This window comes from Pseudoduganella sp. LjRoot289, from assembly GCF_964252925.1.
Classification (GTDB): domain Bacteria; phylum Pseudomonadota; class Gammaproteobacteria; order Burkholderiales; family Burkholderiaceae_D; genus Rugamonas.
Map to the genome: position 1 here is coordinate 4,409,154 of NZ_CAXUPN020000001.1, position 26,624 is coordinate 4,435,777.

Annotated in this window: 23 protein-coding genes and 1 pseudogene; 12 read left to right on the top strand and 12 right to left on the bottom strand. The window is 65.1% G+C overall.

What is annotated here, in order from left to right; genetic code table 11:
- Positions 1–19 precede the first annotated feature (19 nt).
- The 7 genes from ACSQ8Y_RS18780 to xapA form a co-directional block, all read right to left on the bottom strand.
- A complete protein-coding gene (locus ACSQ8Y_RS18780; RefSeq protein WP_436267953.1) occupies positions 20–1,234 on the bottom strand; it encodes a nucleoside deaminase in 1,215 nt (404 codons plus the stop codon).
- A 5-nt stretch (positions 1,235–1,239) separates the two neighbouring features.
- Entirely contained in the window at positions 1,240–1,647 is a 408-nt protein-coding gene (locus ACSQ8Y_RS18785; protein WP_436267954.1) for a cytidine deaminase, read from the bottom strand.
- Between the two features lie 119 nt (positions 1,648–1,766).
- Complete coding sequence (gene deoA, locus ACSQ8Y_RS18790) at positions 1,767–3,089, bottom strand: thymidine phosphorylase (RefSeq protein WP_436267955.1); 1,323 nt, start codon at positions 3,087–3,089, stop codon at positions 1,767–1,769.
- Positions 3,090–3,241: 152 nt separating this feature from the next.
- The gene (locus ACSQ8Y_RS18795; protein WP_436267956.1) at positions 3,242–5,635 is read right to left on the bottom strand and encodes an aldehyde dehydrogenase family protein; all 2,394 of its coding nucleotides are present in this window, start codon (positions 5,633–5,635) and stop codon (positions 3,242–3,244) included.
- Positions 5,636–5,660: 25 nt separating this feature from the next.
- A complete protein-coding gene (gene deoC / locus ACSQ8Y_RS18800) occupies positions 5,661–6,623 on the bottom strand; it encodes a deoxyribose-phosphate aldolase (RefSeq protein ID WP_436267957.1) in 963 nt (320 codons plus the stop codon).
- Positions 6,620–7,813, bottom strand: a complete 1,194-nt coding sequence (locus ACSQ8Y_RS18805; protein ID WP_436267958.1) for a phosphopentomutase — start codon at positions 7,811–7,813, stop codon at positions 6,620–6,622. Before ACSQ8Y_RS18805 ends, deoC begins: the two co-directional genes overlap by 4 nt.
- An 86-nt stretch (positions 7,814–7,899) precedes the next feature.
- Positions 7,900–8,739, bottom strand: coding sequence for a xanthosine phosphorylase (gene xapA, locus ACSQ8Y_RS18810; RefSeq protein WP_436267959.1), 840 nt, complete (start codon positions 8,737–8,739; stop codon positions 7,900–7,902).
- Between the two features lie 286 nt (positions 8,740–9,025).
- Here xapA and ACSQ8Y_RS18815 point away from each other — a divergent pair, with 286 nt between their 5' ends.
- The 3 genes from ACSQ8Y_RS18815 (at position 9,026) to ACSQ8Y_RS18825 (ending at position 12,092) form a co-directional block, all read left to right on the top strand.
- Entirely contained in the window at positions 9,026–10,162 is a 1,137-nt protein-coding gene (locus ACSQ8Y_RS18815) for a carbohydrate kinase (protein WP_436267960.1), read from the top strand.
- A gap of 26 nt (positions 10,163–10,188) precedes the next feature.
- Entirely contained in the window at positions 10,189–11,109 is a 921-nt protein-coding gene (locus tag ACSQ8Y_RS18820) for a pseudouridine-5'-phosphate glycosidase (RefSeq protein WP_436267961.1), read from the top strand.
- Between the two features lie 83 nt (positions 11,110–11,192).
- The gene (locus tag ACSQ8Y_RS18825) at positions 11,193–12,092 is read left to right on the top strand and encodes a LysR family transcriptional regulator (RefSeq protein WP_436267962.1); all 900 of its coding nucleotides are present in this window, start codon (positions 11,193–11,195) and stop codon (positions 12,090–12,092) included.
- A 78-nt stretch (positions 12,093–12,170) separates the two neighbouring features.
- Here the strand turns inward: ACSQ8Y_RS18825 and pcp are convergent, their stop codons facing one another.
- The 4 genes and pseudogenes from pcp to ACSQ8Y_RS18845 all read right to left on the bottom strand — a co-directional run bounded on the left by pcp (position 12,171) and on the right by ACSQ8Y_RS18845 (position 17,033).
- Positions 12,171–12,839 carry a pyroglutamyl-peptidase I gene (gene pcp, locus ACSQ8Y_RS18830; protein ID WP_436267963.1) on the bottom strand — a complete coding sequence of 223 codons (669 nt, stop codon included), beginning with the start codon at positions 12,837–12,839 and terminating at the stop codon, positions 12,171–12,173.
- 9 nt (positions 12,840–12,848) lie between these two features.
- The gene (locus tag ACSQ8Y_RS18835; RefSeq protein WP_436267964.1) at positions 12,849–13,805 is read right to left on the bottom strand and encodes a DUF979 domain-containing protein; all 957 of its coding nucleotides are present in this window, start codon (positions 13,803–13,805) and stop codon (positions 12,849–12,851) included.
- A gap of 164 nt (positions 13,806–13,969) precedes the next feature.
- Positions 13,970–14,680: pseudogene (locus ACSQ8Y_RS18840) on the bottom strand (DUF969 domain-containing protein); the annotation flags it as partial.
- Between the two features lie 79 nt (positions 14,681–14,759).
- Positions 14,760–17,033 (bottom strand): TonB-dependent receptor, encoded by a 2,274-nt coding sequence (locus ACSQ8Y_RS18845; protein ID WP_436269858.1) that lies wholly within the window; start codon positions 17,031–17,033, stop codon positions 14,760–14,762.
- Between the two features lie 539 nt (positions 17,034–17,572).
- Here ACSQ8Y_RS18845 and ACSQ8Y_RS18850 point away from each other — a divergent pair.
- The 7 genes from ACSQ8Y_RS18850 (at position 17,573) to ACSQ8Y_RS18880 (ending at position 24,247) form a co-directional block, all read left to right on the top strand.
- Positions 17,573–18,568 carry a BMP family lipoprotein gene (locus ACSQ8Y_RS18850; RefSeq protein WP_436267965.1) on the top strand — a complete coding sequence of 332 codons (996 nt, stop codon included), beginning with the start codon at positions 17,573–17,575 and terminating at the stop codon, positions 18,566–18,568.
- A gap of 85 nt (positions 18,569–18,653) precedes the next feature.
- On the top strand, positions 18,654–20,183 hold the full coding sequence (locus tag ACSQ8Y_RS18855) for an ABC transporter ATP-binding protein (RefSeq protein ID WP_436267966.1): 1,530 nt from the start codon (positions 18,654–18,656) through the stop codon (positions 20,181–20,183).
- Entirely contained in the window at positions 20,180–21,259 is a 1,080-nt protein-coding gene (locus tag ACSQ8Y_RS18860; protein ID WP_436267967.1) for an ABC transporter permease, read from the top strand. Before ACSQ8Y_RS18855 ends, ACSQ8Y_RS18860 begins: the two co-directional genes overlap by 4 nt.
- A 4-nt stretch (positions 21,260–21,263) precedes the next feature.
- Positions 21,264–22,235, top strand: coding sequence for an ABC transporter permease (locus ACSQ8Y_RS18865; RefSeq protein WP_436267968.1), 972 nt, complete (start codon positions 21,264–21,266; stop codon positions 22,233–22,235).
- A 6-nt stretch (positions 22,236–22,241) separates the two neighbouring features.
- Positions 22,242–22,808, top strand: coding sequence for a DUF1569 domain-containing protein (locus ACSQ8Y_RS18870; RefSeq protein ID WP_436267969.1), 567 nt, complete (start codon positions 22,242–22,244; stop codon positions 22,806–22,808).
- A gap of 196 nt (positions 22,809–23,004) precedes the next feature.
- On the top strand, positions 23,005–23,730 hold the full coding sequence (locus tag ACSQ8Y_RS18875; protein WP_436267970.1) for a glycine-rich domain-containing protein: 726 nt from the start codon (positions 23,005–23,007) through the stop codon (positions 23,728–23,730).
- A 109-nt stretch (positions 23,731–23,839) separates the two neighbouring features.
- A complete protein-coding gene (locus tag ACSQ8Y_RS18880; protein WP_436267971.1) occupies positions 23,840–24,247 on the top strand; it encodes a VOC family protein in 408 nt (135 codons plus the stop codon).
- A gap of 67 nt (positions 24,248–24,314) precedes the next feature.
- Here the strand turns inward: ACSQ8Y_RS18880 and ACSQ8Y_RS18885 are convergent, their stop codons facing one another.
- Positions 24,315–24,908, bottom strand: a complete 594-nt coding sequence (locus tag ACSQ8Y_RS18885; RefSeq protein WP_436267972.1) for an NUDIX domain-containing protein — start codon at positions 24,906–24,908, stop codon at positions 24,315–24,317.
- A gap of 79 nt (positions 24,909–24,987) precedes the next feature.
- Between ACSQ8Y_RS18885 and ACSQ8Y_RS18890 the strand changes: the two genes are divergently transcribed.
- Together ACSQ8Y_RS18890 and ACSQ8Y_RS18895 are read left to right on the top strand one after the other, a co-directional pair.
- A complete protein-coding gene (locus ACSQ8Y_RS18890) occupies positions 24,988–25,746 on the top strand; it encodes a DeoR/GlpR family DNA-binding transcription regulator (protein ID WP_436267973.1) in 759 nt (252 codons plus the stop codon).
- Between the two features lie 50 nt (positions 25,747–25,796).
- Entirely contained in the window at positions 25,797–26,609 is an 813-nt protein-coding gene (locus tag ACSQ8Y_RS18895; protein ID WP_436267974.1) for an isocitrate lyase/PEP mutase family protein, read from the top strand.
- Positions 26,610–26,624 lie beyond the last annotated feature (15 nt).

Consider the following 26,624-nt stretch of genomic DNA (forward strand, 5'->3'; position numbering starts at 1 on the left):
TTCGCGAGGACGACAGCGGCTACGACAGCGCCGCGATCAATGCCGCGTCGGCCACCTGCACCGGCCGTATGCGTATCAAATGCCGGTACAACGGCGGCATCGATGCGCAGATGTGCTCCAGCTCCCGCTGCGGCAGCGCCGGCAGCACATACTGGAACTGCGCCGGATTCGACGCCGGCAGTTCGCCTTCCATCGTCGAACCGTAGGCGCCCAGCTCCATGAAACTGAGCGCGCCGTCGTCCGGCCCGTTGGCGAACACAAAGGTGCCGTCTTTCGGATGCCCCAGGTACTGGCGGATTTCCTCGCGCTGTTCCGGCGTGGCGTGCTCCATCAGCTTGTAGCGCAGTTGCGCATACGCGCGCGTGCACTCCATGAAAGCCGTGCGGATGTCGGACTTGTTGCGCCGTCCCGGCATGCACAGCAGCAGGTTGCCGAACGAGTCCAGCAGCGCCACCGCGTCGCCCTTCCCTCCCATCACCTTGTCGCGCGCCATCGCCGTCTGCAGCGCGGGCACCAGTTGCACGTCCGGCTTCTGAGGCTGGCAGCGCACCGTCAGGGCCTCCGGGTACACCTTCTTCAGCGCACACACAATGGCGTGCTTGACCGACAGCGTGGCCGGATCCTTCAAGCGCGAGCGCGGCGGATCGGAATCGAACAGCGCCATTGCGCCCTTGGCGGTGGCTTCGAACACGAGCGAGCACAAGGCCTGCGTCGGCTCGCCGATGGTCTTGCCGATGAAGAAAGACTTGGGCGCCATGCCGTGCGCGGCGCGCGCATACTGCGAATCGCCCAGCACGGCCGGATAGGCGAAACTGGCTTGGGCCTGCGGGCGCAGGCCTTCCGGCAGCGCGTCGAAGCTGGCGCTGCTGTCGTAGTTGATGCCCGCGTTGGCGTCGGTGGCCGCCACCATGACGCTGAAGCCGCCGGCCAGGATGGCGCCGGTGCACATGCAGCACGGGTCGAGCGAGGTGACGATGGTGATGTCCTGCGGCTCGGGCAGCGGCGTCCCCTTGGCGCGCTCGGCGTAGTACCAGTCGATCAACTGGCGCTCGCCGTGCGCGGTAGGGTCGAACACCAGGCCCTGGCGGATGACGTTGTTGTGCAGCGACTTCAGCACCGTGCCGAATTGATCCAGCATGGCGCCGCCGACACCGAAAGTGCCCTGCGTTTTTGCCACGATGGCCTCGGCCGCCGCGACGGCGACCGCTGCCTGTACGTCGATAACCTTCTTCAAGATGTTTACTTCTTCTTCAGGTCCGCGCCGCCGAAGGCGTTCGGCAGTTGCGCCGCCGCGGTGGTTTCGCAGATGTCGCCCTTCAGGTTGGCCAGCACGACAGGCAGCGCGTTTCCGCCCAGTTCCAGGATCACCTGGCGGCAGGCGCCGCAAGGGGCGATGGGACCGTCGGTCTCGCCGATCACGGCCAGCTTGTCGAAGTCGCCCGGCATGTAGCCGTGCGCGAAGGCGCTGAAGAAGGCGGTGCGCTCGGCGCAGTTGCACAGGCCGTAGGAAGCGTTCTCCACGTTACAGCCGTGGAAGATGGTGCCGTCGTTGCACAGCAGCGCCGCGCCGACCTTGAAGTTCGAGTACGGCGTGTAGGCCTTCAGGCGCGCTTGCGCGGCTTCGGCGATGAGTTCTAAGTTAGTCATATGCGGTCCTCGGAGATGTCTGTCGTCCCCGCGCAAGCGGGGAACCATGCTGCTTGGGCGGCGCCGCGAAATGGGATTCCCGCGTGCGCGGGAATGACAATTCCGCGGCGCTAGCCCCTTCATGGCCTGATGGTACGGTAGATGACAGGGTTGACGGGGGGCGCGGTGTCGGCGATCGTGTAGGCGGCCTGGATCTGCGCCACGGCCGCTTGCGCCGCCGCTACACTGCGCGCGTGCACCTTGGCCAGCGGCTGGCCGGCTTGCACCGGCTGCCCCAGTTCGATCAGGTCGGTCAGGCCGACGGCGAAGTCGATCTTGTCGGTTGGCAGGCGGCGGCCGCCGCCCAGCGCCACCACGGCCAGGCCGATGTCGCGGCACACGGTCTTCGAGGCGAAGCCGGACGACAGCGCCGGCACGTCGACGATCACCGGCGCCTGCTCCAGGTGCTTGTCCATATTGTCCATCAGGTCGGACGGGCCGCCCAGCGCGGTCACCATGCGCGCGAAGCGCTCGGCGGCTTCGCCGGAATCCAGGGCGTGCTGCAGCTTGGCGCGCGCTTCGGTTTCGGTGGCGGCCAGCTTGCCCAGCACCAGCATCTCGGCGCACAGCGCCATCGTCACTTCGTGCAGGCGCGCCGGACGGCGCTTGCCGGTCAGGTAGTCGATCGCGCCGCGCACTTCGACCGCGTTGCCGGCCCATGGCGACAGCGACTCGTTCATGTCGGTCAGCAGCGCGGAGGTCAGCGTGCCGGCGCCGTTGCCGACGGTGACGATGCTCTCGGCCAGGTCGACCGATTTTTCGTAGCTCGGCATGAAGGCGCCGGAGCCCACTTTCACGTCCATCGCCAGCACGTCCAGGCCCGCCGACAGTTTTTTCGACAGGATGGAGCCGGTGATCATGGCCACCGATTCCACGGTCGCGGTGACGTCGCGGATCGAGTAGAAGCGCTTGTCGGAAGGCGCCAGCGAGGCGGTCTGGCCAATGATGGCCACGCCCACGTCACGCACCACCTGGCGGAACTTGTCGTTGTCCGGCACGGTGGAGTAGCCGGGGATGGAATCGAACTTGTCCAGGGTGCCGCCGGTGTGGCCCAGGCCGCGGCCGGAAATCATCGGCACATAACCGCCGCAGGCAGCGATCATCGGTCCGAGCATCAGCGAGACCACGTCGCCCACGCCGCCGGTGGAGTGCTTGTCCATCACCGGACCCGGCAGGTTCAGCGATTTCCATTCCAGCACCTGGCCGGAGTCGCGCATGGCCAGGGTGAAGGCCACGCGTTCGTCCATATTCATATCGTTGAAGAAGACGGCCATGGCCAGCGCGGCGATCTGCCCTTCGCTGACGCTGCCGTCGGTAATGCCGCGCACGAAGAACTGGATTTCTTCGGCGCTCAGCGCGCCCTTGTCGCGTTTTTTACGGATGATCTCTTGGGTGAGGAACATGGTTTTTTCTCTTGTCTTGTAAGGTATTTGGGCCGCAGGCCAAGGTATTGGTCTGCGGCCCCTTTGGCGGGTTACGCTGTGCTAACCCGCCCTACGACGGCGTGGAATTGCGCAGGGCGGGTTAGACGCAACGCGTTGTAATCCGCCAGCTCTTAGACGCCGTAAGGAATCCAGATGTTCTTCACCTGCGATGCGTGCGCCAATACCGCGCGGCCGCCCGCTTGCGCGGTGCTGTACCAGTCGCGGCCCTTGGCGCCACCGGTCCAGGTGCGCTTCAGCGACGCGGCCGACAGGCGCTCCACTTCGGCGCAGCCTTCGGCCGAACCGTCATGGCGCCACACGGCGTCGACGTCGGAGTGCGACGCCAGCGTGCGCGCCAGTTCATCGGCCGAACCGGTGACGATGTTGACCACGCCGCCCGGCAGGTCGGACGTGTCGAACACCTGGTACAGATCGGTGGCCGACAGCGGATGCGCTTCCGAGGGCACCGCCACCACGCGGTTGCCGACGGCAATGGCGGGCGCCACCAGCGAGACAAAGCCCAGCAGCGGCGACTCGTTCGGCGCCACGATGCCGATCACGCCGACCGCTTCGTTCAGCGCCACGGTGATGCCGTGCATGGGCGGCTGGTGCGCCAGGCCGTCGTACTTGTCGGCCCACGCCGCCCAGTAGAACAGGCGCTCGATGGCCGCCTGCACTTCCTTCTCGGGATTCTTGGCGCCGGTCATCGCGCCGATGCGGGCGGCGAATTCCTCGCCGCGCGCGGCCAGGTTTTCAGCGATGTAGAACAGCACTTGCGCGCGGTTATGCGCGGTGGCCTTGGTCCAGCCGGTGGCCTTGTGCGCGGCTTCCACCGCATTGCGGATGTCCTTGCGGTTGCCTTCGCCGACTTCGCCGATCAACTTGCCGTCGGCGCCGTGGATGGCGCGGCTGTAGGCGCCGTCGGGGCGGGCCTGCTTGCCGCCGATGTACAGCTTGGCGGTGCGGTCGATGGCGAAGGCGTCGGCGGTGGCGGCCGCTGCCTTGGCTTTCGCGGACGCTGCCAGCACGGGCGCCGCCGGGCGCGCGTCTTCCGACACGGGCACCAGGTATTCGTACATGCCTTCGCGGCCGCCCTCACGGCCGTAGCCGGATTCACGGTAGCCGCCGAAGCCGCAAGCGGCGTCGAACTGGTTGGCGGTGTTGATCCAGACCACGCCGGCCTTGATCTGCGGCGCCACGTCCAGCGCCAGCGAGATGTTCTCAGTCCAGACGCAGGAGGCCAGGCCGTACACGGTGTTGTTGGCCAGCTGGACCGCTTCAGGGGGGGTGCGGAAGCTCATCGCCACCAGCACGGGGCCGAAGATCTCGGCCTGCGCCACGGCGGCCGACGTCGATGCGCCGGTGATCAGGGTCGGCGGGAACCACGAGCCGTCGGCAGGCAGTGCGCAGCCGGCCGGCTGGTACACGGTGCAGCCTTCGGCGCGGGCCGATTCCACCAGGCCTGCGATGCGCTGCCGCTGCACCGGATCGACCAGGGCGCCGATGTCCATCGACTTGTCGAGCGGCGAACCGAGGCGCAGATTGTCCATGCGCACGCGCAGCTTGGCCAGGAAACGCTCTTCGACCGATTCCTGCACCAGCAGGCGCGAACCGGCGCAGCAGACCTGGCCCTGGTTGAACCAGATCGAATCGACCAGGCCTTCGACAGCGGCGTCCAGGTCCGCGTCTTCGAAGACGATGAAGGGCGACTTGCCGCCCAGCTCCAGCGACAGCTTCTTGCCGCTGCCGGCGGTGGCCTGGCGTATCAAGCGGCCCACTTCGGTCGAGCCGGTGAAGGCCAGCTTGTCGATGCCCGCGTGGTTGACGATGGCTTCGCCGACGCGGCCGTCGCCAGTCACGATGTTGACCACGCCGGCAGGCACGCCGGCCTGCACGCAGATGTCGGCGAACAGCATCGCGGTCAGCGAGGTGAATTCGGCGGGCTTGAACACGACGGTATTGCCGGCCGCCAGCGCGGGGGCGATTTTCCACGCCAGCATCAGCAGCGGGAAATTCCATGGCACGATCTGGCCGACCACGCCCACCGGGCGGTGGTTGGCGAATTCCTCGTCCTGCAGCTGGGCCCAGCCTGCGTGATAGTAGAAGTGGCGCGCCACCAGCGGCAGGTCGGCGTCGCGGGTTTCGCGTATGGTCTTGCCGTTGTCCAGCGTCTCCAGCACGGCGAACAGGCGCGCGTGCTTTTGCATCAGGCGCGCGATCGAGTACAGGATCTTGGCGCGGCCATGGCCGCCCAGGCCTTGCCAGCCCGGCTGCGCGCGGCGCGCCGCGTCCACGGCGCGGTCGACGTCGGCGCCGCTCGCTTGCGTCAGCTTGGCCAGCTCTTTGCCATCGGCGGGATTGTTGGACGCGAACAGCGCCTCACCCGTTGCGGCGTCGCTCCAGGCGTTATCGATGAACAGGCCGAACTGGCGGCCCTTCTGGTCCAGCCACGCTAGCGCTTCCTTCTGGCTTTCTGGTGCCGGGCCGTATTCCATGGTATTGAGGATCTCGTTGATAGTTGGCATATCGGTGTCTTCTTAAGGTTGCGCGTCAGGGTTGGGCATGACGATGGGCAGCGGAGTAGTTGCCGGTGACGTAGTGCTCGAGCTGGCGCTCGATGTCGGTCAGCAGGCTCGATGCGCCGATGCGGAACAGGTGCGGCTCCAGCCAGTCGTTGCCCAGCTCTTCTTTCATCACGGTCATGTACTGCAAGGCGCCCTTCGCGGTGCCCACGCCGCCGGCCGGCTTGTAGCCGATCTTGAAGCCGGTCTGCTCGTAGAACTCGCGGATCGCGCGCACCATCACCAGCGATACCGGGATGGTGGCGTTGACGCCTTCCTTGCCGGTCGAGGTCTTGATGAAGTCCGCGCCCGCCATCATGCATACCCACGATGCCTTGGCCACGTTTTCCAGCGTCACCAGGTCGCCGGTGGCGAGGATGGCTTTCACGTGCGCTTCGCCGCAGGCTTTGCGGTAAGCCAGCATTTCGTCGTACAGCGCCTGCCAGTTGCCCGTCAGGACGTGCTGGCGGGTGATGACGATGTCGATCTCCGTGGCGCCGGCGGCCACGCTCAGTTCAATCTCGCGCACCTTGGTTTCCATGCTGGTCAATCCGGCCGGGAAGCCGGTCGATACGGCGGCGATGGGCAGGCGGCCCTTCAGCACGCCGGCAGCGGGCTTGATCATCTCGTGGTACACGCACACGGCGCCGGTCATCACGTTCAGCTCCTGTATCCCCAGCGCTTCCACCAGATCGGTACGCAGCGGACGCATGGCCTTCATGCACAGGCGCTCGACGCGGCCCGGCGTGTCGTCGCCGGACAGCGTGGTCAGGTCGATCAGGCCGATGGCCTTGACCAGCCAGGCGGCCTGGTATTCCTTCTTCACCGAGCGGCGGTTCGCCAGCGAGGCGGCGCGGCGGTCGGCCGCAGCCTTGTTCACGTGGATGTGGTTCAGCCAGCTCAGGTCGAGGGCCATGGCCTCGGTGCGCTTGAAGTCGTGCGGGATGGTCATAAGAGGTTGCTTCCGTTGGAAAGTGGTTTCACGCCCAGGTGGTGGGCCAGCGTCTGGCCGATGTCGGAGAAGGTTTCCGAGATGCCGAGCGAACGCCCTTGCACGCCCGGGCCGAAGAAGATCATCGGGATATGTTCGCGGGTGTGGTCCGAGCCGGGCGAAGTGGGATCGCAGCCATGGTCGGCGGTGATTACGCACAGGTCGCCGTCTTTCAGCCTGGCCAGGAACTCGGGCAGGCGCTCGTCCATTTCGTGCAGCGCGTTCGAGTAGCCCGCCACGTCGCGGCGGTGGCCGAAGGCCTGGTCGAAGTCGACGAAGTTCACGAAGGTCAGCGACTTGTCGCCCGCCTCGTCCTGCACTTTCAGCAGCGCGTCGAACAGGGCCATGTTGTCGACGCCCTTGACCACGCGGCTCACGCCCTTGGCGGCGTAGATGTCGCTGATCTTGCCGAGGGCGATCACTTCGCCGCCCTCGTCGTGCACATGGTCCAGCAGGGTCGGCGCGTGCGGCGGAATGGCGTAGTCGTGGCGGTTCGAGGTGCGCTTGTAATCGCCATCGGCGCCGGTGAACGGGCGCGCGATGATGCGGCCGATGTTGTACGGCTTGACCAGCTCATAGGCCTTCTCGCACATGTCGTACAGGCGCTCCAGGCCGAAGTGCTCTTCGTGGCAGGCGATCTGCAGCACCGAGTCGGCCGAGGTGTAGAGGATAGGCTTGCCGCTGGCGACATGTTCGTCGCCCAGCTCGTTGATGATGGTGGTGCCGGACGCGTGGCAGTTGCCCAGGAAGCCGGGCACGCCGGTCAGTTGCTGCAGCTTGTCGGTCAGCTCCTGCGGGAACGAGGGCACGGTTTTCGGGAAGTAGCCCCAGTCGAACAGCACCGGCACGCCGGCGATTTCCCAGTGGCCGCTCTGCGTATCCTTGCCGGTCGACTGCTCGCGGGCCGCGCCGTAGGCGGCGGTGAAGCCGTCGCGCAGCGCGAAGCCTTCGGCCCACTGGCCGCAGGCCTTGTGCGCGGCGGCGGCCAGGCCCAGTTTTTCCATGTTCGGCAGCGACATCGGCTTGCCTTCCCGGGCCGCCCATTCAGCGATGTGGCCGAAGGTGTTGGCGGCGCTGTCGCCGTATTTGCCGGCATCCGGAGTGGCACCCAGGCCGAAGGAATCCAGCAGGAGGATGAATGCGCGTGACATGATCTGTCTCTCTCTCGCTCAAAAAAGATAGTGTAGGCCGATTAATGATCAAGGGCGGTCGAGCCGCCCTTTAATTTACAACCGCTTTACGCCTTTGGCGTTTTCGCCACGTTTTCCAGGAAGCCCAGTATCAGCTTGATCAGGCTTTCCGCGCCGATGGCGGCGTATTTCAGGGTCTGCTCGTGCGACAGCGGGAACGGCGACAGGCCTTCGGCCAGATTGGTGATGACGGACACGCCCACCACCTTCAGGCCGCAATGGCGCGCAGGCACCACTTCCGGCACCACCGACATGCCCACCACGTCCGCGCCCAGCGTCTTGAAGGCGCGGATCTCGGCCGGGGTCTCGAAGTTCGGGCCGGAGTAAGCGATGTAGACGCCGTCGTGCAAGGTGATGCCCTTGTCGGCCGCGGTGCTCTTCAGCAGATTGCGCAGTTCAGCGTCGTAGGCGTTGGCCATGCTGAAGAAGCGCGGGCCGAAGCGCTCGTCGTTCGGTCCTATCATCGGCGTGCCGGGCAGGAAGTTGATATGGTCGGTCAGGGCCACCAGGGCACCCGCGTCGACTTCAGGACGCAGCGAACCGGCCGCGTTGGTGACAAACAGGAAGTCCACGCCCAGCAGCTTCAGCGTGCGCACGGCGGACGTCATCACGCCCAGGCCATAGCCCTCGTAAAAATGGCCGCGGCCCTTCAGGCACACCACCTGCACGCCCGCCAGCGTGCCCAGCACCATCGCGCCGGCGTGGCCGTGCACGGTGGAGATGGGGAAGCCCGGCAATTCGTCGAAGCCTATCGTGACCGCATCCGTCATCTGCTCCGCCAGCACGCCCAGGCCCGAGCCCAGGATCATGGCGAGGCGCGGCTGGAAGTTCGCCGGCATGCGGGAACGGACGATGGCGGCGGCCTGGAACGGAGAATTGCTAGACATGGTTATCCTCGATTTTAAAATAATTCACTATGAGATTCGGGCTGCGGGACGGGGCGATGCGGTCGGCTTGCGACTGGAACTACATGCTTTGATGACGTGCGAATAGCCAACGAATAGCCAGACAACATGATGCCTGAGCGTCTATATGTATGGCAAATACCATTTTTCTTCGCCATTTATATGAAAGTCGTATAAATTACGGGGTGTGCTCAATTTAAAAGCAGGGTTTGACAGTGTTCGGACAAATGTTTACGATAAGGGACAAATGTTTACAGGACTACCGCCCGTGACGGACACTTCCAAAAAAGAGCAGTTATACGAACTGATCCGCGCCAACCCCTTCGTCTCGCAGCAAGACCTGGCAGTCGAGCTGCGGCTGTCGCGCTCGGCCGTGGCCGGCCACATCGCCAGCCTGATCCGCGAGCGCCGCCTGCTGGGCCGCGCCTACGTGCTGCCGGACAAGCGCCCTGTACTCTGTATAGGCGCTGCCAACCTGGACCGCAAGCTGCGCACGCTGGAAACGCTGCAAATGGGCACCTCCAACCCCGCCTACGCCGAGGAGGTGCACGGCGGCGTGGCGCGCAACATTGCCGAAAACCTGGCCCGCCTGGGGCTGCCCGCCGCGCTGCTGACGGCAGTCGGCGACGACCCGGCCGGCAGCGCGCTGCAATCGCGCGCCGAAAGCGCCGGCATCGACACGCGCGGCAGCCTGCGCCTGAACGACACCTACAGCGGCACCTACACCGCCGTGCTGGACGAGCGCGGCGAGATGGTGCTGGCCCTGGCTGACATGGCCCTGTACGACAAGATGACACCCGAATTCCTGGCCAGCCGCGCGCCGCAGCGCAGTTCCGCCGCCATGGTGGTGGCCGACCTGAACCTGCCGCAGGACACCGTGGCCACGCTGCTGCAGGACGCGCGGCGCGACGCGGTGGCCCTGGTCATCGTCGCCGTGTCGCAGCCCAAGATGGCGCGCCTGCCGCAGGACCTGCACGGCCTGCGCCTGCTGGTGCTGAACCGCGGCGAACTGGAGACCCGCGTCGGCCGCAAGCTCGCCGGGGACGCCGAACTGGCGGCCGGCTGCCGCGAAGTGCAGGCGCAAGGCGCGCAAGACATCATCATCACCTGCGGCGGCGAAGGCGTCTACCACACCAGCTACACGCTGGCCGGCGAAGCGGGCCTGACCTGGCTGCCGGCGCCGAAAGTGGACGTGGTCGATGTCACCGGCGCCGGCGACGCCTTCGCGGCCGGGGTATGCTGGTCCATCTACCAGGGCAACAACGACCTGACGCTAGCCTGCCGGCGCGGCCTGAAGGTCGCTGCCATGACCTTGGAAAGCCCGGACACCGTTTCCCCGCTGCTGGCCGCCGACATCCTCGAAGAGATCAGCGAATTCCACCCCCTGCACCTGCCGCAGGACTGAACCGGAACCAAGAACAGGACACAAGCATGCACCAATTCCTCTCCTACTCGGCCGAAGTGGCCAACGCGCGCGCCGCCGGCAAACCCATCGTCGCGCTGGAATCGACCATCATCTCGCACGGCATGCCCTACCCGCAGAATGTGCAGACTGCCAGGGATGTCGAACAGATCATCCGCGACGCCGGCGCCGTGCCGGCCACCATCGCCATCATGGGTGGCAAGATCTGCATCGGCCTGTCGCCGGAACAGCTCGAATTGCTGGGCAATTCGCCGGACGCCATGAAGGTCAGCCGGCGCGACCTGCCCTATGTGCTGTCGCAAGGGAAGCTGGGCGCGACCACCGTGGCGGCGACCATGATCTGCGCAGAACTGGCGGGCATCCACGTGTTCGTCACCGGCGGCATCGGCGGCGTGCACCGCGGCGCGGAGACCAGCTTCGACATCTCGGCCGACCTGCAGGAGCTGGCACAGACCCCGGTGGCCGTGGTGTGCGCGGGCGTGAAATCCATCCTCGACATCGGCCTCACGCTCGAATACCTGGAGACGCACGGCGTGCCGGTGGTGAGCGTGGGCCAGGCAGGCTTCCCCGCCTTCTTCACGCGCGAGAGCGGCTTCAACGCCGACTTCCAGCTCGACACGCCGGCCGAGCAGGCGTCCTTCATCAACACCAAATGGAAGCTCGGGCTCAAAGGCGGCGTGGTGATCAGCGCGCCGGTGCCCGAAGCCGAGGCGATGCCGAAGGCCGAGATCGACGCCATCACCGCGCAGGCGCTGGACGAAGCGGCGCGCGGCGGCGTGGCGGGCAAGCAGGTCACGCCCTTCCTGCTGGCGCGCATCAAGCAGCTTACCGAAGGGCGCAGCCTGGCGACCAATATCGCGCTGGTGAAGAACAACGCGCGGGTGGGCGCCGAGCTCGCGCGCGCCCTGATCGAACACCCGGTAACCTAGGAGGTCATTCCCGCGCAGGCGGGAATCCACGCTGCCTCTGGATCCCCGTTTGCACGGGGACGACGCAACTAACGAGTCTCGCCATGTCCATCGACCTGAAACAACTAAAGTACTTCCTCGCCGTCGCAGAAGAAAAGAGTTTCAGCCGCGCCGCCGAGCGGCTGCACATCTCGCAGCCGCCGCTGAGCCAGCAGATCATGAAGCTCGAAAGCGAATTGGGCGTGCGCCTGTTCGCGCGCACCACGCGCACCTTCGAGCTGACGGTGGCGGGCAAGGCGCTGATGTCCGAAGCGTCCGATCTGCTGGCCAAGATGCGCATGACCATCGACACCATCCGCCAGATCGACCGCGGCGAAGTGGGGCGGCTGCGAGTGGGCATCGTCGGCTCGGCGATGTGGGGGCCGATCCCGTCGCTGCTGGAAGAATTCCAGAGCAAGTTCCCGCGCGTGACGTGGACCATCCACGAGTTCGGCCCGACGGTGCAATACGACGCGCTGCGCGCCAAGCAGATCGACGTCGGCTTCTGGCGCGAGCCCAGGCTCAACGACGACGACCTGAAGAACGACAACCTGCGGCAGGAGCTGTGCTTCCGCGAGAACGTGTGCGTGGCCCTGAACGAGCACCACCCGCTGGCCAAGCAGGACGCGATCGAGCTGACCGACATCGCCAGCGAGCCGATGCTGACCCTGGCGCTCGACAAGTCCGCCTTCCCGCGCTACCTGATCCAGTGCTGCGTGAGGGCCGGCTTCCAGCCGACGATATTCCAGGAAGCGTCCGAGCCGCAAACCCTGCTGGCCATGGTGGGCGCGGGCCTGGGCGTCGCGCTGCTGCCGGAAACGACGAGCCGCATCGGCTGGCCCGGCGTCGTCTTCGTGCCGATCCGCACCAATCCGCCGTCGGCGAATTTATACATCACCTACACCACGCTGGACGACGCCCCCGTCGTGCGCGCCTTCCTCAACATCATCAAACCCGCCACCTGACGCGCTACGCGCACTGTAGGGCGGCTTAGCGGGCTTCGCCCGCGTAACCCGCCAAGCATGCTTTACGGCGGCGCAAAGCTAATGAGTCGCGCCGCCGAGCTCGCGCAGGTCGATGTCGACCGCGAGCGCGGTGCGGACTGCGATGCGCAGGCCTTCGGTCATGTCGGCCAGGGACATGCTGGCGGCGCCGGGGTGGGCGGCCGCTTGCTGCGGCAAATAGGGGATGTGGATGAAGCCGGCCCGCAGCGGGGCGTGGCCGCCTTCGGCCAGCCGTGCGGCGGCCAGGTGCATCAGGCCGTAGAACACGTGGTTGCACACGAAGGTGCCCGCCGTCTGCGACACTGACGCGGGCAACCCTGCGTCGCGCAGCTCGCGCACAATGGCCTTGATCGGCAGCGTCGAAAAATAGGCGGCCGGGCCGTCCGCCGCGATCGGCTGGTCCACCAGCTGCCGCTGGCGATTGTCCTTGATAGGCGCATCGTCGATGTTGATGGCGATGCGCTCCACCGACAGGTCACATCTGCCGCCAGCCTGCCCCACCGCGATGACGATGCTGGGGTTGAGCGCTTCGACGGCGATTGTCAGCATGTCGTTCGCCTCGCCGAACACGCACGGCAACTGCCGCACTTCGACCTCGAAACCGTCCCCGCTCCAGCCTTCGAGCGCGCGCACCGCCTCCCAGGCGGGATTGATGCTCTCCTCGTTGAACGGTTCAAAGCCGGTAAGCAGCACAATCTTTTTGCTCATCTTGCCTCCTCAATAATCCATCAGGAAGTACAGCAGCAGTATATTCGCTCCCAGCAGCGGCAGCGCGGTCGGGATCTGGGCTTTGATGACCGCGTGCTTGTCGGGCAGGTCGAGCAGCGCGGCGGGAACGATGTTGAAGTTGGCGGCCATCGGCGTCATCAAGGTGCCGCAGTAGCCGCTGAACATGCCGATGGCGGCCATCAGCGCCGGGTTGGCGTGGTAGACGCCGACCAGCACCGGAATGCCGATTCCGCCCGCCATCACAGGGAAGGCGGCGAAGCCGTTGCCCATGACGATGGTGAACAGCGCCATGCCGCCGCAGTACACCGCCACCGCGGCCAGCTTCCAGTCCATATTGATATAGGAGGTGCTGACGTGCGCCACCGCCTTGCCGACGCCCGCTTCCGTGAACAGCAATCCCAGCACGGCCAGCATATGCGGCAGCACGATGGCCCAACCCATGGCGTCGACCAGGCGGCGCTGCTCGCGCGCGGCCTGCAGCGGCGTAGCGCGCAGCATGATGCAGGCGACGGCCACCGCGATCACCGAGGCGCAACCCAGCGCGGCCAGCGTCAGGTGCTTCTGGTCGAACAGGAACAGCCCGTTGAACTTGACGTCCTTGAGCAGGGTGGCGCAGGTCATGGTGACGGCGGGGATCACCAGCGCCGGCACGAACAGCTTGTGGCCGAGGCGCTGTGCACTGCTGCGGCGTTCGGACTCGGGCAGGCTTTTCGGCGCGCCCATGCGCACGCCGCCAAAACCTGCCAGCAGCGCCATGGCGATCATCATGGCGCCCGCCGCCGCTTCCGGCAGCGCTTCGCCTCCCAGGTAGACGGTGGCGTACAAGGCCCAGAACAGCGCGGTCGTGTGGCGGCGCGGATTGCTGCGGTCGGCCAGCGTGAGCAAGGCGATCAACGCCAGCACCGCGCCCAGCAGCAGGTAAAAATAGTCGAGCTTGAGGATCATGGCTGGCCTCCCGGCGGCAGCGGCGCAGGACCCGGCGGCGGCCCGCCACTGCCTGTGCCATCGCCGACCGGCAAGGACGGCGTGTCGCGCGGCCCTGCCCCGGCTTCTGCCTCTGGGTCTGGGTCTGGGTCTGAGTCTGGGTCTGGCGCGGACGGGCCGGCGGTCCGTTGTGCCGCAGCCTGCGCAGCAGCCAACAGCTCGCGCTCGATCTCGTGGTCCAGGCGGCGCAAACGCCAGGCGTGGATCACATAGGCAGTGATGGCGGTCGGGATACCCCACATCGCCATGTGCAGCGGATTGGTTTCTATCCCCTCCCCGCGCAGTATGGTCTGCATCAAGACGATGGCGCCGAAAGCGACGAAGATGTCCTCGCCGAAGAACAGGCCGACGTTGTCGGTGGCGGCGGCCATGGCGCGCACGCGGTGACGCAGGCGCTCGCTCAGGCCGGGATGGCGCAGCTCGGCGGCCGCCTCGGCCATCGGCGACACCAGCGGCCGCACCATGTTGGGATGGCCGCCGAGACTGGTCAGCCCGCCCGCCGCCGACAGCTCGCGCACCGTCAGGTAGACGATCAGGATACGTCCCGCCGTGGCCGACTTCACGCGCGCGATCGCTGCCTGCGCATGCTCGCGCAAGCCGTAGCGCTCCAGCAGGCCGATGGCGGCCAGCGGCAGCAGATAGATCAGCGGCAGGTTGCGCGTCTTCACGAACGCCCTGCCGAGGGACGCCAGCAGCGCCTCGACCGGCATCGCCGCCGCGAAGCCGGTGGTGAAGCATGCGGCCACCACCACCAGCACCGGGTGCGCGCGCATCAGGAAGCCCACCACGATCACCGCCACGCCCAGCAAGGGCCACAAACTCACCGCCGTCTGCATACGCCAATCTCCATACGAGCCGAAAAAGAAAAGCCCGCACATCTTACGATGCGCGGGCTTCTTCAGGTCAAACTACGAATCAGAACGTCGCTTTGAGCTGCACGCCGTAGGTGCGCGGCTCGTTGGTGATGCCGGTCAGGTTGTCGAAGTCGATCGCCGCCACGGACTGGATGCGGTTGGTGATGTTGCGGCCATACGCTGCCACTTCATAACGGTCCCACTTGTAGCCCACGCGCAGGCCGCCTTCGGTCAGCGGCTTGGCGGTGTATTCCTTGGCGGCGTACAGGAACATATTGTACTTGGTGCGGTAGGTCCAGTCGGTGAAGGCGTAGAACTCGCCGTTGGCCACCGGCACCGAGTATTTCAGCGTGAAGTTGTGCTGCCACTTCGGCGCACGCGGCAGGTCATTGCCGTTGACCAGGGCGACGGTCGAACCGTTCTGCTCCTTGGTCGGATTGGTCACACTGCAAGGCGCGCCGCATGTTTTGACGAACAGGCCTGCGTCCTTGATCTCGGTGTCGTTGTAGCTCGAACCGATGGTGGCGCTGAAGCCCGAACCCAGGTTCGCTTGCGCATCGAATTCGATACCCTGGCCGATGGCCTTGTCCGCGTTCACCAGCACGTTCTGGTTGACGGTGCCGGAACCGGCGGTCAGCTGCTTGTCTTTCACGCGGTAGTGGAACACGGTCGCGCTCAGACGGGCACGGCGGTTGAACAGGTCTTCCTTGATGCCGGCTTCAACCGACAGCACCTTTTCGGCGCCGGCGACGGTCGGCAGGCTGTCCAGGCCGAACAAACGGCCCTGCATGGACGGCGCGCGGTAACCGGTGGCGACGCGGCCGAAGACGTTGGTGTCCTTGTCCAGCGTATAGGTACCGCTCAGGTCCCAGCTCACGTTCGACGTATCGGCGTCCAGGCGACGGCTGGCGACGGTGTTTTCCACGCGCTGGGCCAGGAAGTCCTTCTTGTCCTTGGTGTAGCGCACGCCGCCGCGCACTTTGAACTTGTCCGACACGGTGTAGTTCAGGGTGCCGAACAGCGCGTAGGACTCCGCGTTCTGGAACTGGGTCGCGTAGAACGGGTTCTTCGGATTGCCTTTGGCGAAGGAGTCGAAACTGATCGAATCGATCTGGATGTCTTCGTTGAAGTAGAACATGCCCGCGATCCACTGCAGCGGGCCGGCGTTGGTCGACTCGGCGCGGAACTCTTGCGAGAACTGGCGGTGGTTCGGCATCAGGTCGGCGGTTTCAACCGGGAACGGGATGAAGCCGGGACCCATGGGCGGGTGGAAGGAGGCGCCGTAGCCGCCGTCCACGTCGGCGCGGCTGTACAGGTTCAGGGTTTCATAGCCGGTGATCGAGTGCAGCGTCACGCCGGGCAAGTCCCAGCGCAGGCGCGCGCTGCCGCCACGGGTGCGCAGCCACTGCTCGTTGACGCCGTCGGTCGGGTAGTTGCCGTAGTCGAAGTTGTCGACCAGCTCGTTGGTGCCCGGCTTCAGGATGTTGGCGCGGAACAGGGTCGCGGTGCCGTTCATGGTGCGCGCGTGCACGTTGAACAGGGCGCTGAAGTCCTTGGTCGGTTTGACCAGCAGCTGGATGCGGGCGGCGTGGTCGTCGTAGCCTTCGAAGTCGGAGGTGCCGCTGTTGGTCGGACGCGGGTTGTGCACGCGGTCGCCGCGGTGCTGGGTCTGGCCCGAGAAGCGCACCGCCACGGTGTCGCTCAGCGGCACGTTGAAGGCGCCGTCGAAGTTGCGCACGCTGTCTTTGCCGAAACCGGCGTTGATGTAGCCCTCGTTCCTGAAGACCGGCTTGGCGGAGTCGAACTTGATCACGCCGGCCGGCGAGTTGCGGCCGAACAGCGTGCCTTGCGGCCCGCGCAGCACTTCAACCTGGTCCACGTCGAATACCGGGAAGCCTTTCAGCATCGGGTTTTCCTGCACCACGTCGTCCATCACCAGGCCCACCGGCTGGGAGGCGTTCAAGTCGAAATCGGTGTTGCCCAGGCCGCGGATGTAGAAGCGCGGGAAGGTGCGGCCGTAGTCGGATTCAACGCTCAGCGACGGCGAACGGCCGGACAGGAAACGGATGTCCTGGCCGCCGGAGGTCAGCACGTCCAGCTTGTCGCCCTTCACGGTGGCGATCGACATCGGCACATCCTTGATGTTCTCGGCGCGGCGCTGCGCCGTCACGATCACTTGCTCCAGCTGCCCGGCTTCGGTCTTGACGGTGGACTGCTCGGTGGTGCTGGCCTGGCCTTCGGCGGCCGCTTCAGGCGCAGCCATGGCGTGCAGCGGGAAGGCGGCGGCGATCGACAGGGCGATCAGCGTACGGCGCGCGTAGGTACTTTTAGTCATCATGTAGTAACTCCGAATAGGGGTGAAACCCGTTATTAAGTATTGTTCAGCAGGTCTTGCAAATCACGCCAAGCTTTGCAATTTACAAATAAAAAGCGACGCAAGCGCGAATCCTAGCATGAAAACTTTTGACTGGAAATTACGACACAATGTAATTCATTTATATCTTCACCATATAAATAAGCAACAAAAAACGTATTTGCCATACATATCGCGGCTCATGCATAGTAAGGAAATATCCGACCGCTGCGCCGCCACGGCCCCGCACACTAATATGTATACGGTGGCGTTCCCATAGGGGCGAAGGGCCTGGAACAGTGATATGGCAGGCATGCCGATTTAGCAACGGCGGTTGGCTGTTTGAATGAAAAAGCAACAATGAAACACGTTTGGCGGATGTAAAGTCATGTTGCATCAGCACGACAAAGCCAGGCACTGGCAAATTGAACAAGATTGGGGCCGCCTCCTCTAAAAACCATGTCAAATTAGATGTTTCGGCCGCAAAAAATATACAATATCGAACTTCCAGGAGCCTACTCATGAAAATCAAACAATTCAGTATGACCATAGCCGCTTTGTTCGTGGCAGCAGGCGCCTGCGCCGCTGACCCGAAGCTGGCTGTGGTCTACGACGCGGGCGGTAAGTTCGACAAATCGTTCAACCAGTCCGCGTTCGAGGGCGCTTCGCGCTTCAAAAAAGACACCAACATCAACTTCATCGAAGTGCAGGCCAGCAGCGACACGCAGGCCGAGCAGGTGCTGCGCGGCCTGGCGCGCAAGAATATGGACATGATTGCGTCGATCGGCTTCGCCCAGACGCAGGCGGTGCAGAAGGTCGCCAAGGAATTCCCGAAAGTGCGCTTCGTGCTGATCGACGGCGTGGCGCAAGGCGCCAACGTGAACTCGGTGACGTTCAAGGAAGAAGAAGGCTCCTACCTGGTGGGCGTGGCTGCGGCCATGGCGTCGAAATCGAAAAAGCTGGGCTTCATCGGCGGCATCGACATTCCGCTGATCCGCACCTTCGCCTGCGGCTACGCGCAAGGCGCCAAGTCGGTCGAGAAGAAGGCGGAAGTGTTCCAGAACATGGTGGGCACCACCTCGGCCGCCTGGAACGACCCGGCCAAGGGCGGCGAACTGGCGCGCTCGCAGTTCGAGCGCGGCGTGGACGTGGTGTTCGCCGTGGCCGGCGGTTCGGGCATGGGCACGCTGCAGACCGCCAAGGAAAAAGGCAAGCTGTCGATCGGCGTTGATTCCAACCAGAACAGCCTGTACCCCGGCAGCGTGCTGACCTCGATGGTCAAGCGCGTCGACAACGCCGTCTACGATGCCTTCACGCAGATGAAGAACGGCAGCTGGAAGGCCGGCGTCACCGCCAAAGGCCTGAAGGAAGGCGGCGTCGACTGGGCGCTGGACGAGCACAACCGCAAGCTGATCACCCCGGAAATCGAAAAGAAAGTCCTGGGCGTGCGCAAGGACATCATCGACGGCAAGGTCAAGGTCATCGACTACCGCACCAGCAACAGCTGCCCGGTCTAAACACGTGATTTAAAAAGAGAACGCGCCGGCGGGGACTCCCGTTCGGCGCGTTTTTCAGTCATAGCAACCATCATCCAGTGATCCTATGCACCCAGCTGTAGAATTTCGCGGCATCTCCAAGCACTTCGGGGCTGTCAAGGCGAACACGGACGTCAGCTTCGCCATCGCCAAGGGCGCCATCCACGGCCTGGTGGGCGAGAACGGCGCCGGCAAATCGACCCTGATGAGCATCCTGTACGGATATTACCGCGCCGACGGCGGGGAGATCCTGCTCGACGGCCAGGCCCGCAACATCCACAGCAGCCACGAGGCGATCCATCTCGGCATCGGCATGGTGCACCAGCACTTCATGCTGGTCGAGAACATGACCGTGCTGGACAATGTAATGCTGGGCGCCGAGGGCGGCTTCAAGCTGGCCGGCCAGCGCGCGGGCGTGGAGGCCAAGCTGCGCGAGATCTGCGCGCGCTACCGCCTGGACGTCGATCCGCTGGCCACCATCCACGACCTGTCGGTGGGCGCGCAGCAGCGCGTGGAGATCCTCAAGCAAATCTACCGCAGCGCCAACATCCTGATCCTGGACGAGCCGACCGCCGTGCTGACCGCGCAGGAGACCGAGTCGCTGTTCGAGATCCTGCGCTTGTTCAAGGAACAGGGCAAGACCATCATCCTGATCACGCACAAGCTGCAGGAGATCCTCGACATCACCGACACCGTCACCGTGATGCGCGGCGGCCGCGTGGTCGGCGCCGTGGAGACGGCGCAGACTTCGAAAGAGGAACTGGCCAACATGATGGTAGGCCGCCCGATCGAGAACAACCTGCCGCGCGGCGCCTACAAGCCCGGCGCGCCGGTGCTGGACGTGCGCGAGCTGCAGCTGACCGACAGCAACGGCGTGACCCTGCTGAACAAGTTGAACTTCACGCTGCGCGCCGGCGAGATCGTGGCGATTGCCGGCGTGTCCGGCAACGGCCAGAGCGAGCTGATGGAGATCCTGTCGGGCATGCGCCTGCCGACGTCGGGCCAGGTCGACTTCCAGGGCAAGCCCCTGCCCTACGCCCGGCGTTCCGACCCGGACGGCCTGCCGCGCGAATTCCGCGAGCTGGGCATAGGCCACGTGCCGGAAGACCGCCTGCGCGACGGCGTGGTGAAGAACTTCTCGGTCATGCACAACACCTTCTTCGGCTACCAGGACCGCGTGAAAAACCGCTGGGGCCTGATCGACTTCAAGGGCATCGCCGAGCGCTGCGCCGGCCTGCTGAAGCAGTTCGACGTGCGTCCGGCCAACCCTGACCTGCGTATCGGCCTGCTCTCCGGCGGCAACCAGCAGAAAGTGGTGATCGCGCGCGAAGTGCTGGCGCAGCCCAAGCTGATGCTGGTCGGCCAGCCGACGCGCGGCGTGGACATCGGCACCATCGAATCCATCCACAGCCAGTTGCTGGCCCTGCGCGATGCCGGCGTGGCCATCCTGCTGGTCTCCGTGGAACTGGAGGAAGTGCGCGCGCTGGCGGACCGCATCCTGGTCATGTGCGGCGGCAGCATCACCGGCGAACTGAAAATCGACGAATTCGACACTACCCGCATCGGCTTGCTGATGGGCGGGATGCATAAATCATGAACACTAACGACATGCCACGCTGGGCGACAGCCTTTGTCCTGCCCGTATTGAATTTGCTCTCGGCGCTGCTGGTGGCCGCCCTGGTGATCCACCTGCTCGGTGAAGATCCGCTCGACTCCATGCGCATCCTGATCAACAGCGCCATCGTCAATCCGGAAGGCCTGAGCTACACGCTGTTCTACGCTTCCACCTTCATCTTCACCGGCCTGTCGGTGTCGATCGCCATGCAGGCCGGCCTGTTCAACATCGGCTCCGAAGGCCAGATGTATATGGGCGGCCTGGGCCTGACAGTGGCCATGCTGACCTTCGACGCCTCGCTGCCATGGTGGCTGCTGATCCCCTGCGGCATCGCCGGCGCGGCCCTGTTCGGCGCGCTGTGGGGCTTCCTGCCCGGCTACCTGCAGGCCAAACGCGGCAGCCACATCGTGGTGACCACCATCATGTTCAACTTCATCGCCGCCTCGCTGATGAACTTCTTCATCGTCAAATACCTGATCCCGCCGGGCGAGCAGAACACCGCCAGCCGCGTGTTCTCCGCCGCCGCCGAAATGCCGCGCCTGAACACCTGGTTCCCGGTGCTGGGCGACACGCCGCTCAACGTCAGCTTCCTTCTGGCCATCGCGGCGCTGGCCGTGTACGGCGTGATGGTATGGCGCTCGGCATGGGGCTACAAGCTGCGCGCGACCGGCTTGAACAAGCACGCCGCGCACTACGCTGGCGTGCGCATCAGCAAGATGATCATCGTCGTCATGCTGATCTCGGGCGCGCTGGCGGGCCTCGGTTCGGTCAACTCCATCATGGGCTCGACCCACTACCTGTCGCTCAATTTCGTCGGCGGCGCCGGCTTCGTCGGCATCGCCATCGCGCTGATGGGCCGCCAGCACCCGGTCGGCATCTTCCTGTCGGCCGTGCTGTTCGGCGCGCTGATCCAGGGCGGTTTCGACCTGTCGCTGGAAAAACCGAACATCCCGACCGAGACCTTCATCTTCATCCAAGGCCTGATCATTCTGTTCTGCGGCGCCATGGAAAACTTCTACGCACCGGCCATCATGAAGCTGATGAAGGCCAAGGGGTAACGACATGACTTTTGAAGACCTGCATATCGGCAGCATCCTGGTATCGACCGTGCGCAACGCGCCGGTGCTCATTTTCGCCGCCATGGCCGGCCTGTTCGCGGAACGCTCGGGCGTGATCGACATCGGCCTGGAAGGCAAGATCCTGGCATCCGCCTTCGTCTCGGCGGCGGTGGCCTTCGCCACGCAAAATCCCTGGTACGGCGTGGCCGCCGGCGTGGCCGTGTCGGTGGCGCTGGCCACCTTGCAAGGCTATGTGAGCATCACGCAAAAAGGCAACCAGCTGGTGGCCGGCATCGCCATCAACATCGCCATGAGCGGCCTGACCTTCGTGGTCGCCCAGTTCTTCTTCCAGCAGGGCGGCCGCACGCCGGACCTGGGCCAGGCGCGATTGTTCGACGTGGTGCTGCCCGGCAGCGCCATGATGGCGGACATTCCCTTCATCGGCTGGCTGTACACCAAGCTGATCGGCGGCCACTCGGTGCTGGTCTACCTGGCGTTCGCGCTGGTGCCGCTGGTGCACTGGGTGCTGTACCACACCCGCTTCGGCCTGCGCCTGCGCGCCTGCGGCGAGAATCCGCACGCGGCCGACGCGGCCGGCGTATCGGTCGAATGGACCCGCTACACGGCGATGCTGATCGCCGGCGTGCTGTGCTCCTTCTCGGGCGCCTACCTGGCCATCGTGCAGAGCGGCTTCTTCCTGCGCGACATGTCGGCAGGCGCCGGCTACCTGGCGCTGACCGCCATGGTGTTCGGCAACTGGCGTCCGCTGTACACCTTCCTCGGCTGCCTGATGTTCGGCTTCTTCGGCGCGGTGCAGATCCAGATCGAAGGCGTGGACCTGCCGGTGGTGGGCCGCATCCCAGGCTCGCTGATCCAGATGGTGCCGTATGTGGTCACCGTGGTCGTGCTGGCCGGCCTGATGGCCAAGTCCGTGGCGCCGAAAGCCATCGGCGTCCCATTCGTCAAATCACGCTGATCCAATATGAAAAATAAAATCGATCCACCACGGCGCGCATTCATGATCGCGGCGACGGGCGCCGCCACCGCGCTGGCGGCGGGCGGCATGGCGGGCTGCCAGTCGGCCTCCACGGACGACCGCCAGCTGCGCTTCGCCTCGCTCGCGGCGGCGGAGCAGGAACTGGCGCGTCTGGCCCAGGCCGGGGAGCTGGCATCAAACGCCGCCTGGAGTTGGGCGCAGACGCTGTCGCACTGCGCGCAAAGCATCGAGTTCTCGATGTCCGGCTTCCCGCAAGAGAAATCCGCGCTGTTCCAGCGCACGGTCGGCTCGGCCGCACTGGGCGTGTTCTCGTGGCGCGGCCGCATGACGCACGACCTGGCCGAACCGATACCCGGCGCGCCGTCGCTGGCGGCAGCGAACGAGCCCGCGCCAGCGCTCGAACGCCTGCGCGCGGCGATCGCCGCGTTCCGCGCCTGGTCCGGACCGCTGCGGCCGCACTTCGCCTACGGGACGCTGGACAAAAAAGATTACGAGCTGGCCCATGCCATGCACCTCGCCAACCATTTCTCCGCCTTCCACGAAAAAGTCTAACCCAGCCCCGGAGTATCAATGACTTCGGCGGGTGCAAATAGCTCTGCCGGGAGTCCAAAGAATTGCCCCATGCGCAGGGCAGTCGCGGTATCGATGCCCACATGATTGCCTCTTTCCAATTTCTGCGATTTGGGGGATATTACTCTGCATGGAATCAGACCGCCGCGTTGCCCAACCTATTTGTCGAGGCTAAACCATGTCCGCACTCATCGTCGCCGCGTACGCCTCGTTCGCATTGTTGAGTGGCTTCCTCTGGCGGCGCCAGCTGCGTCAGCGGCGAGAAGCCTATATCCGCAGCTTTGTCCTGCCCAAGGGCCTGTTCGACAAGCTCATGAAGAAGCATCCGCAACTCAGCACCAAGGACTGCCAGCTGGTGGCGCATGGCTTGCGGCAATTCTTCCTGGCCCACCTGAAAAGCGGCCGGCTCTATGTGTCGATGCCGTCTCAGGTGGCGGACGACTTGTGGCACGAGCTGATCCTCTACACCAAGAATTACCAGCAATTCTGCCAAAAGGCCTTCGGCCGCTTTCTGCACCACACGCCCGCCATCGTGCTGACCAAGGGCCAGCAAGGCAACGACGGCATCCGGCGCTGCTGGCGTTACGCATGCATGGAGGAGAACATCAATCCCCATGCGCCGTTGCGCCTGCCCCTGCTGTTCGCGCTGGACGGCAAGTTCGATATCAACGAGGGCTTCCTGTACGTGCCGGACTGCCATGGCGTACGCCGGCAAGACAACGGCAGCGCCGGAGCTTATTGCGGCGCGGACCTGGGCAGCGGGCACTCCCTCAGTGACGGCGGCAGCGGCTGCACCAGCGACACGGGCTCAAGCGGAGGCGACGGCGGTAGCGATGGCGGGGGCAGCGATGGCGGTGGTAGCGATGGCGGCGGATGCGGCGGAGGTGGATGCGGCGGCGACTGAGCGGCCGTTGCCAACCCGGTGGACGCCGCCAAATTTACACCAGTCAAGCTGGCGCGCCTGCCGGCCCCGCACTTCTATACTGGCTCGGTCTGTATTGAAGGAGCGAGCCATGGAATTTCAACGAGGCAGGCTGTTTGACCACGTCCACTTGCGCGTGGCCGATGTGGAAGCAAGCAAGCGCTTCTACCGAGCGGCGTTCAAGGCGCTCGGCCTGACCGGCGCGCTGGTGGAAGAAGAAGGCCACTTCTACCTGGACGATTTCTACGTCGACAAGGCCGACGGTCCGGTGTCGCACGTGCACATCGCCTTCATGGCAAAAGACCAGGAGACGGTGCAGGCATTCCACAAGGCCGTGCTGGCGGCTGGCGGGCGCGACAACGGTCCACCGGGGGAGCGCGACTACCATCCCGGCTACTACGCCGCCTTCGCTTTCGACCCCGACGGCAACAACATCGAAGCCGTCTATCACGGGCCGTTCACACGCTCCGCTGAATCTGTCGTGTTCAAGCCGGCTTAATGGCGGACACAAGGACACGCGGCCGTTCGTCTTGTTAGCACTGTGGGTTGGCTGGGCCGCCGCCGCGTCAGGACGTAGGATGGTCGAACAAATTCAGCTGCGCGTACTGCAGCAGCATGATGGTCTTGGCGTCGCATATCTCGCCGCTGGCCATCATGCCGACCGCGCGCTCGAGCGGGAGTTCCAGCACTTCGATGTCCTCGCCCTCCTCGGCCAGGCCGCCGCCCTCGCCGGGCCGCGAGGCGGGATCGTACTCGGCGACGAAGAAGTGCACGCGCTCGGTAACCGAACCGGGGCTCATGAACGCGTCGAAGATCTTGCGCACGTCGGCCACGCGGTAGCCGGTCTCCTCCTCTACCTCGGCACGGATGCGCTCCTCGGGACTGGCCTGGTCCAGCTGCCCGGCCGGCGCTTCAATCAGGAAACCGTCGTGGCCGTCGTGACTGTAGGCGGGGAAGCGGAACTGGCGCACCAGCACCACGCTGCGCCGCGCGCGGTGGTACAGCAGAATCACCGCACCATGCCCCCTGTCGTAGGTCTCGCGTGACAAGGTCTGCCAATTCCCGTCGCGGCGGCGGTAGTCGAAAGTGGTCTTTCGCAGCAGGAACCAGTCGTCCGACAGAGTCTCCACCGAGCGTATCTTGACGTGATCTTCCGGCATGGCCGCCACTCCCTGAACAGTTTGCATATTTTCACGATATCATGCAGTATCGTGCAATATCAAGAAAATTCGTGCACCCATGCTGACACGCCAACGCAAAGAATTACTGCTGAACATGCTGCGCCAGGATGGCCAGATCGTCGCCAAGACGCTGAGCGAGAAGCTCGGTCTGTCGGAGGACACCATCCGGCGCGACCTGCGCGAGCTGGCCAAGGAAGGCTTGCTCGAGCGCGTGCACGGCGGCGCCCTGCCCGCCTCGCCGGCAATGGGCAATTTCGCCCAGCGCCAGCATATTTCCAGCGACGCCAAGCCCGCCATCGGCCGGGCGGCGGCCGCCATGGTCAAGCCCGGCCAAGTCGTGTTCATCGACGGCGGCACGACGGCCGTGCAAGTGGCGCGCCATCTGCCGCGCGAGTTGCGCGCCGTGGTGGTCACGCACAGCCCCAGCATCGCGGTGGAGCTGGCCGAGCATCCGACGGTGGAAGTGATCATGCTAGGCGGCCGGCTGTTCAAGCATTCCATTGTCGGCGTCGGCGCGGCCACGATGGAGGCGGTCGCCCAAGTCAGGGCCGACATCTTCTTCATGGGTGTATGCAGCCTGCACCCGGAAGCGGGCATCAGCACGGGTGACTACGAAGAAGGCTGCGTCAAGCGCGCCATCAGCGCGGCCTCGCTGCGCACCGTGGTGCTGGCCTCGCCGGAGAAGCTCAACACCGCCGCGCCGTTCCGGATCGCGCCGCTGGCGCAGGTCAACGACATCATCGTCAACGCCGGCGTGGACGAGGCGCTGCTGGCGCCGTACCGCCAGATGGGAATCGCAATTACGCTCGCAGCGTAAAAACCGGAAAGCTTATAAAATAGATCACTTTCCACTTCACGGAGTCCCGCATGAACGAGCGCCTGAAAACCTTCCGACAGCTCCACGATGGCAAGCAATTACTACGTCTGGCCAACGCATGGGATGCGGGCAGCGCCCGGCTGATTGAAAGCCTGGGCGCACCAGCCATCGCCACCACCAGCGCAGGTGTCGCCTGGACGCAGGGCTACCCGGACGGCGGCATGCCGGCCGAATTGACTATCGCGGCGGCCCGCAACATGGCGCGCGTGCTGAGCGTACCGCTCACGGTCGACATCGAGGATGGCTACTCCGCCGACCCGCGGGCCGTCGCCGAATTCGTCCAGCGCCTGGTCGACAGCGGCGTCGCCGGCGTCAATCTCGAAGACCGCGGCGAAGCGCCTGAACTGATGGCCAGGAAAATCGACGCCATCAGGCTGCTGACGGCCCAGTCCGGCACCGGCATTTTCATCAACGCGCGCACCGACATCTTCTGGCTCCGTACGTTGCCGGAGGCGCTGCGCGTCGAAGAAACCCTGGCGCGTGCAGCAGTCTACCGCGCGGCCGGAGCCGACGGCCTATTCGTGCCGGGCATCGTCCAGCCCGACGACATCCGGGCGGTAGCCGGCGCGGCCGGGCTGCCGCTGAACGTCATGGGCTGCCCGGGATTGCCACCGGCAGCGGAGCTTGCGACGCTGGGCGTGCGCCGGCTCAGTGCCGGGGCCGGCTTACCGCGCGCATTGTGGGGCGCCGCGCGCGGCATGGCACAGGGCTTCCTGGACCAGGGAGACACCGGTCCGCTGGCTGCGCAGGGGATGAGCTACGGCGAGCTGCAGCAACTGTTTCTCGCCGAATCGGCGAACTGAACCCGCAAACTGACA

Excerpts from the sequence above, each read along its gene's own strand:
- deoC (WP_436267957.1), bottom strand. The coding sequence starts at position 6,623 with ATGACCATCCCGCACGACTTCAAGCGCACCGAGGCCATGGCCCTCGAC.
- pcp (WP_436267963.1), bottom strand. The coding sequence starts at position 12,839 with ATGAGCAAAAAGATTGTGCTGCTTACCGGCTTTGAACCGTTCAACGAG.
- ACSQ8Y_RS18870 (WP_436267969.1), top strand. The coding sequence starts at position 22,242 with ATGAAAAATAAAATCGATCCACCACGGCGCGCATTCATGATCGCGGCG.
- ACSQ8Y_RS18795 (WP_436267956.1), bottom strand. The coding sequence starts at position 5,635 with ATGCCAACTATCAACGAGATCCTCAATACCATGGAATACGGCCCGGCA.
- ACSQ8Y_RS18835 (WP_436267964.1), bottom strand. The coding sequence starts at position 13,805 with ATGATCCTCAAGCTCGACTATTTTTACCTGCTGCTGGGCGCGGTGCTG.
- ACSQ8Y_RS18890 (WP_436267973.1), top strand. The coding sequence starts at position 24,988 with ATGCTGACACGCCAACGCAAAGAATTACTGCTGAACATGCTGCGCCAG.
- ACSQ8Y_RS18860 (WP_436267967.1), top strand. The coding sequence starts at position 20,180 with ATGAACACTAACGACATGCCACGCTGGGCGACAGCCTTTGTCCTGCCC.
- ACSQ8Y_RS18885 (WP_436267972.1), bottom strand. The coding sequence starts at position 24,908 with ATGCCGGAAGATCACGTCAAGATACGCTCGGTGGAGACTCTGTCGGAC.
- ACSQ8Y_RS18875 (WP_436267970.1), top strand. The coding sequence starts at position 23,005 with ATGTCCGCACTCATCGTCGCCGCGTACGCCTCGTTCGCATTGTTGAGT.
- ACSQ8Y_RS18785 (WP_436267954.1), bottom strand. The coding sequence starts at position 1,647 with ATGACTAACTTAGAACTCATCGCCGAAGCCGCGCAAGCGCGCCTGAAG.
- ACSQ8Y_RS18805 (WP_436267958.1), bottom strand. The coding sequence starts at position 7,813 with ATGTCACGCGCATTCATCCTCCTGCTGGATTCCTTCGGCCTGGGTGCC.
- xapA (WP_436267959.1), bottom strand. The coding sequence starts at position 8,739 with ATGTCTAGCAATTCTCCGTTCCAGGCCGCCGCCATCGTCCGTTCCCGC.
- ACSQ8Y_RS18850 (WP_436267965.1), top strand. The coding sequence starts at position 17,573 with ATGAAAATCAAACAATTCAGTATGACCATAGCCGCTTTGTTCGTGGCA.
- ACSQ8Y_RS18845 (WP_436269858.1), bottom strand. The coding sequence starts at position 17,033 with ATGACTAAAAGTACCTACGCGCGCCGTACGCTGATCGCCCTGTCGATC.
- ACSQ8Y_RS18820 (WP_436267961.1), top strand. The coding sequence starts at position 10,189 with ATGCACCAATTCCTCTCCTACTCGGCCGAAGTGGCCAACGCGCGCGCC.
- ACSQ8Y_RS18880 (WP_436267971.1), top strand. The coding sequence starts at position 23,840 with ATGGAATTTCAACGAGGCAGGCTGTTTGACCACGTCCACTTGCGCGTG.
- ACSQ8Y_RS18865 (WP_436267968.1), top strand. The coding sequence starts at position 21,264 with ATGACTTTTGAAGACCTGCATATCGGCAGCATCCTGGTATCGACCGTG.
- ACSQ8Y_RS18825 (WP_436267962.1), top strand. The coding sequence starts at position 11,193 with ATGTCCATCGACCTGAAACAACTAAAGTACTTCCTCGCCGTCGCAGAA.
- deoA (WP_436267955.1), bottom strand. The coding sequence starts at position 3,089 with ATGTTCCTCACCCAAGAGATCATCCGTAAAAAACGCGACAAGGGCGCG.
- ACSQ8Y_RS18855 (WP_436267966.1), top strand. The coding sequence starts at position 18,654 with ATGCACCCAGCTGTAGAATTTCGCGGCATCTCCAAGCACTTCGGGGCT.
- ACSQ8Y_RS18895 (WP_436267974.1), top strand. The coding sequence starts at position 25,797 with ATGAACGAGCGCCTGAAAACCTTCCGACAGCTCCACGATGGCAAGCAA.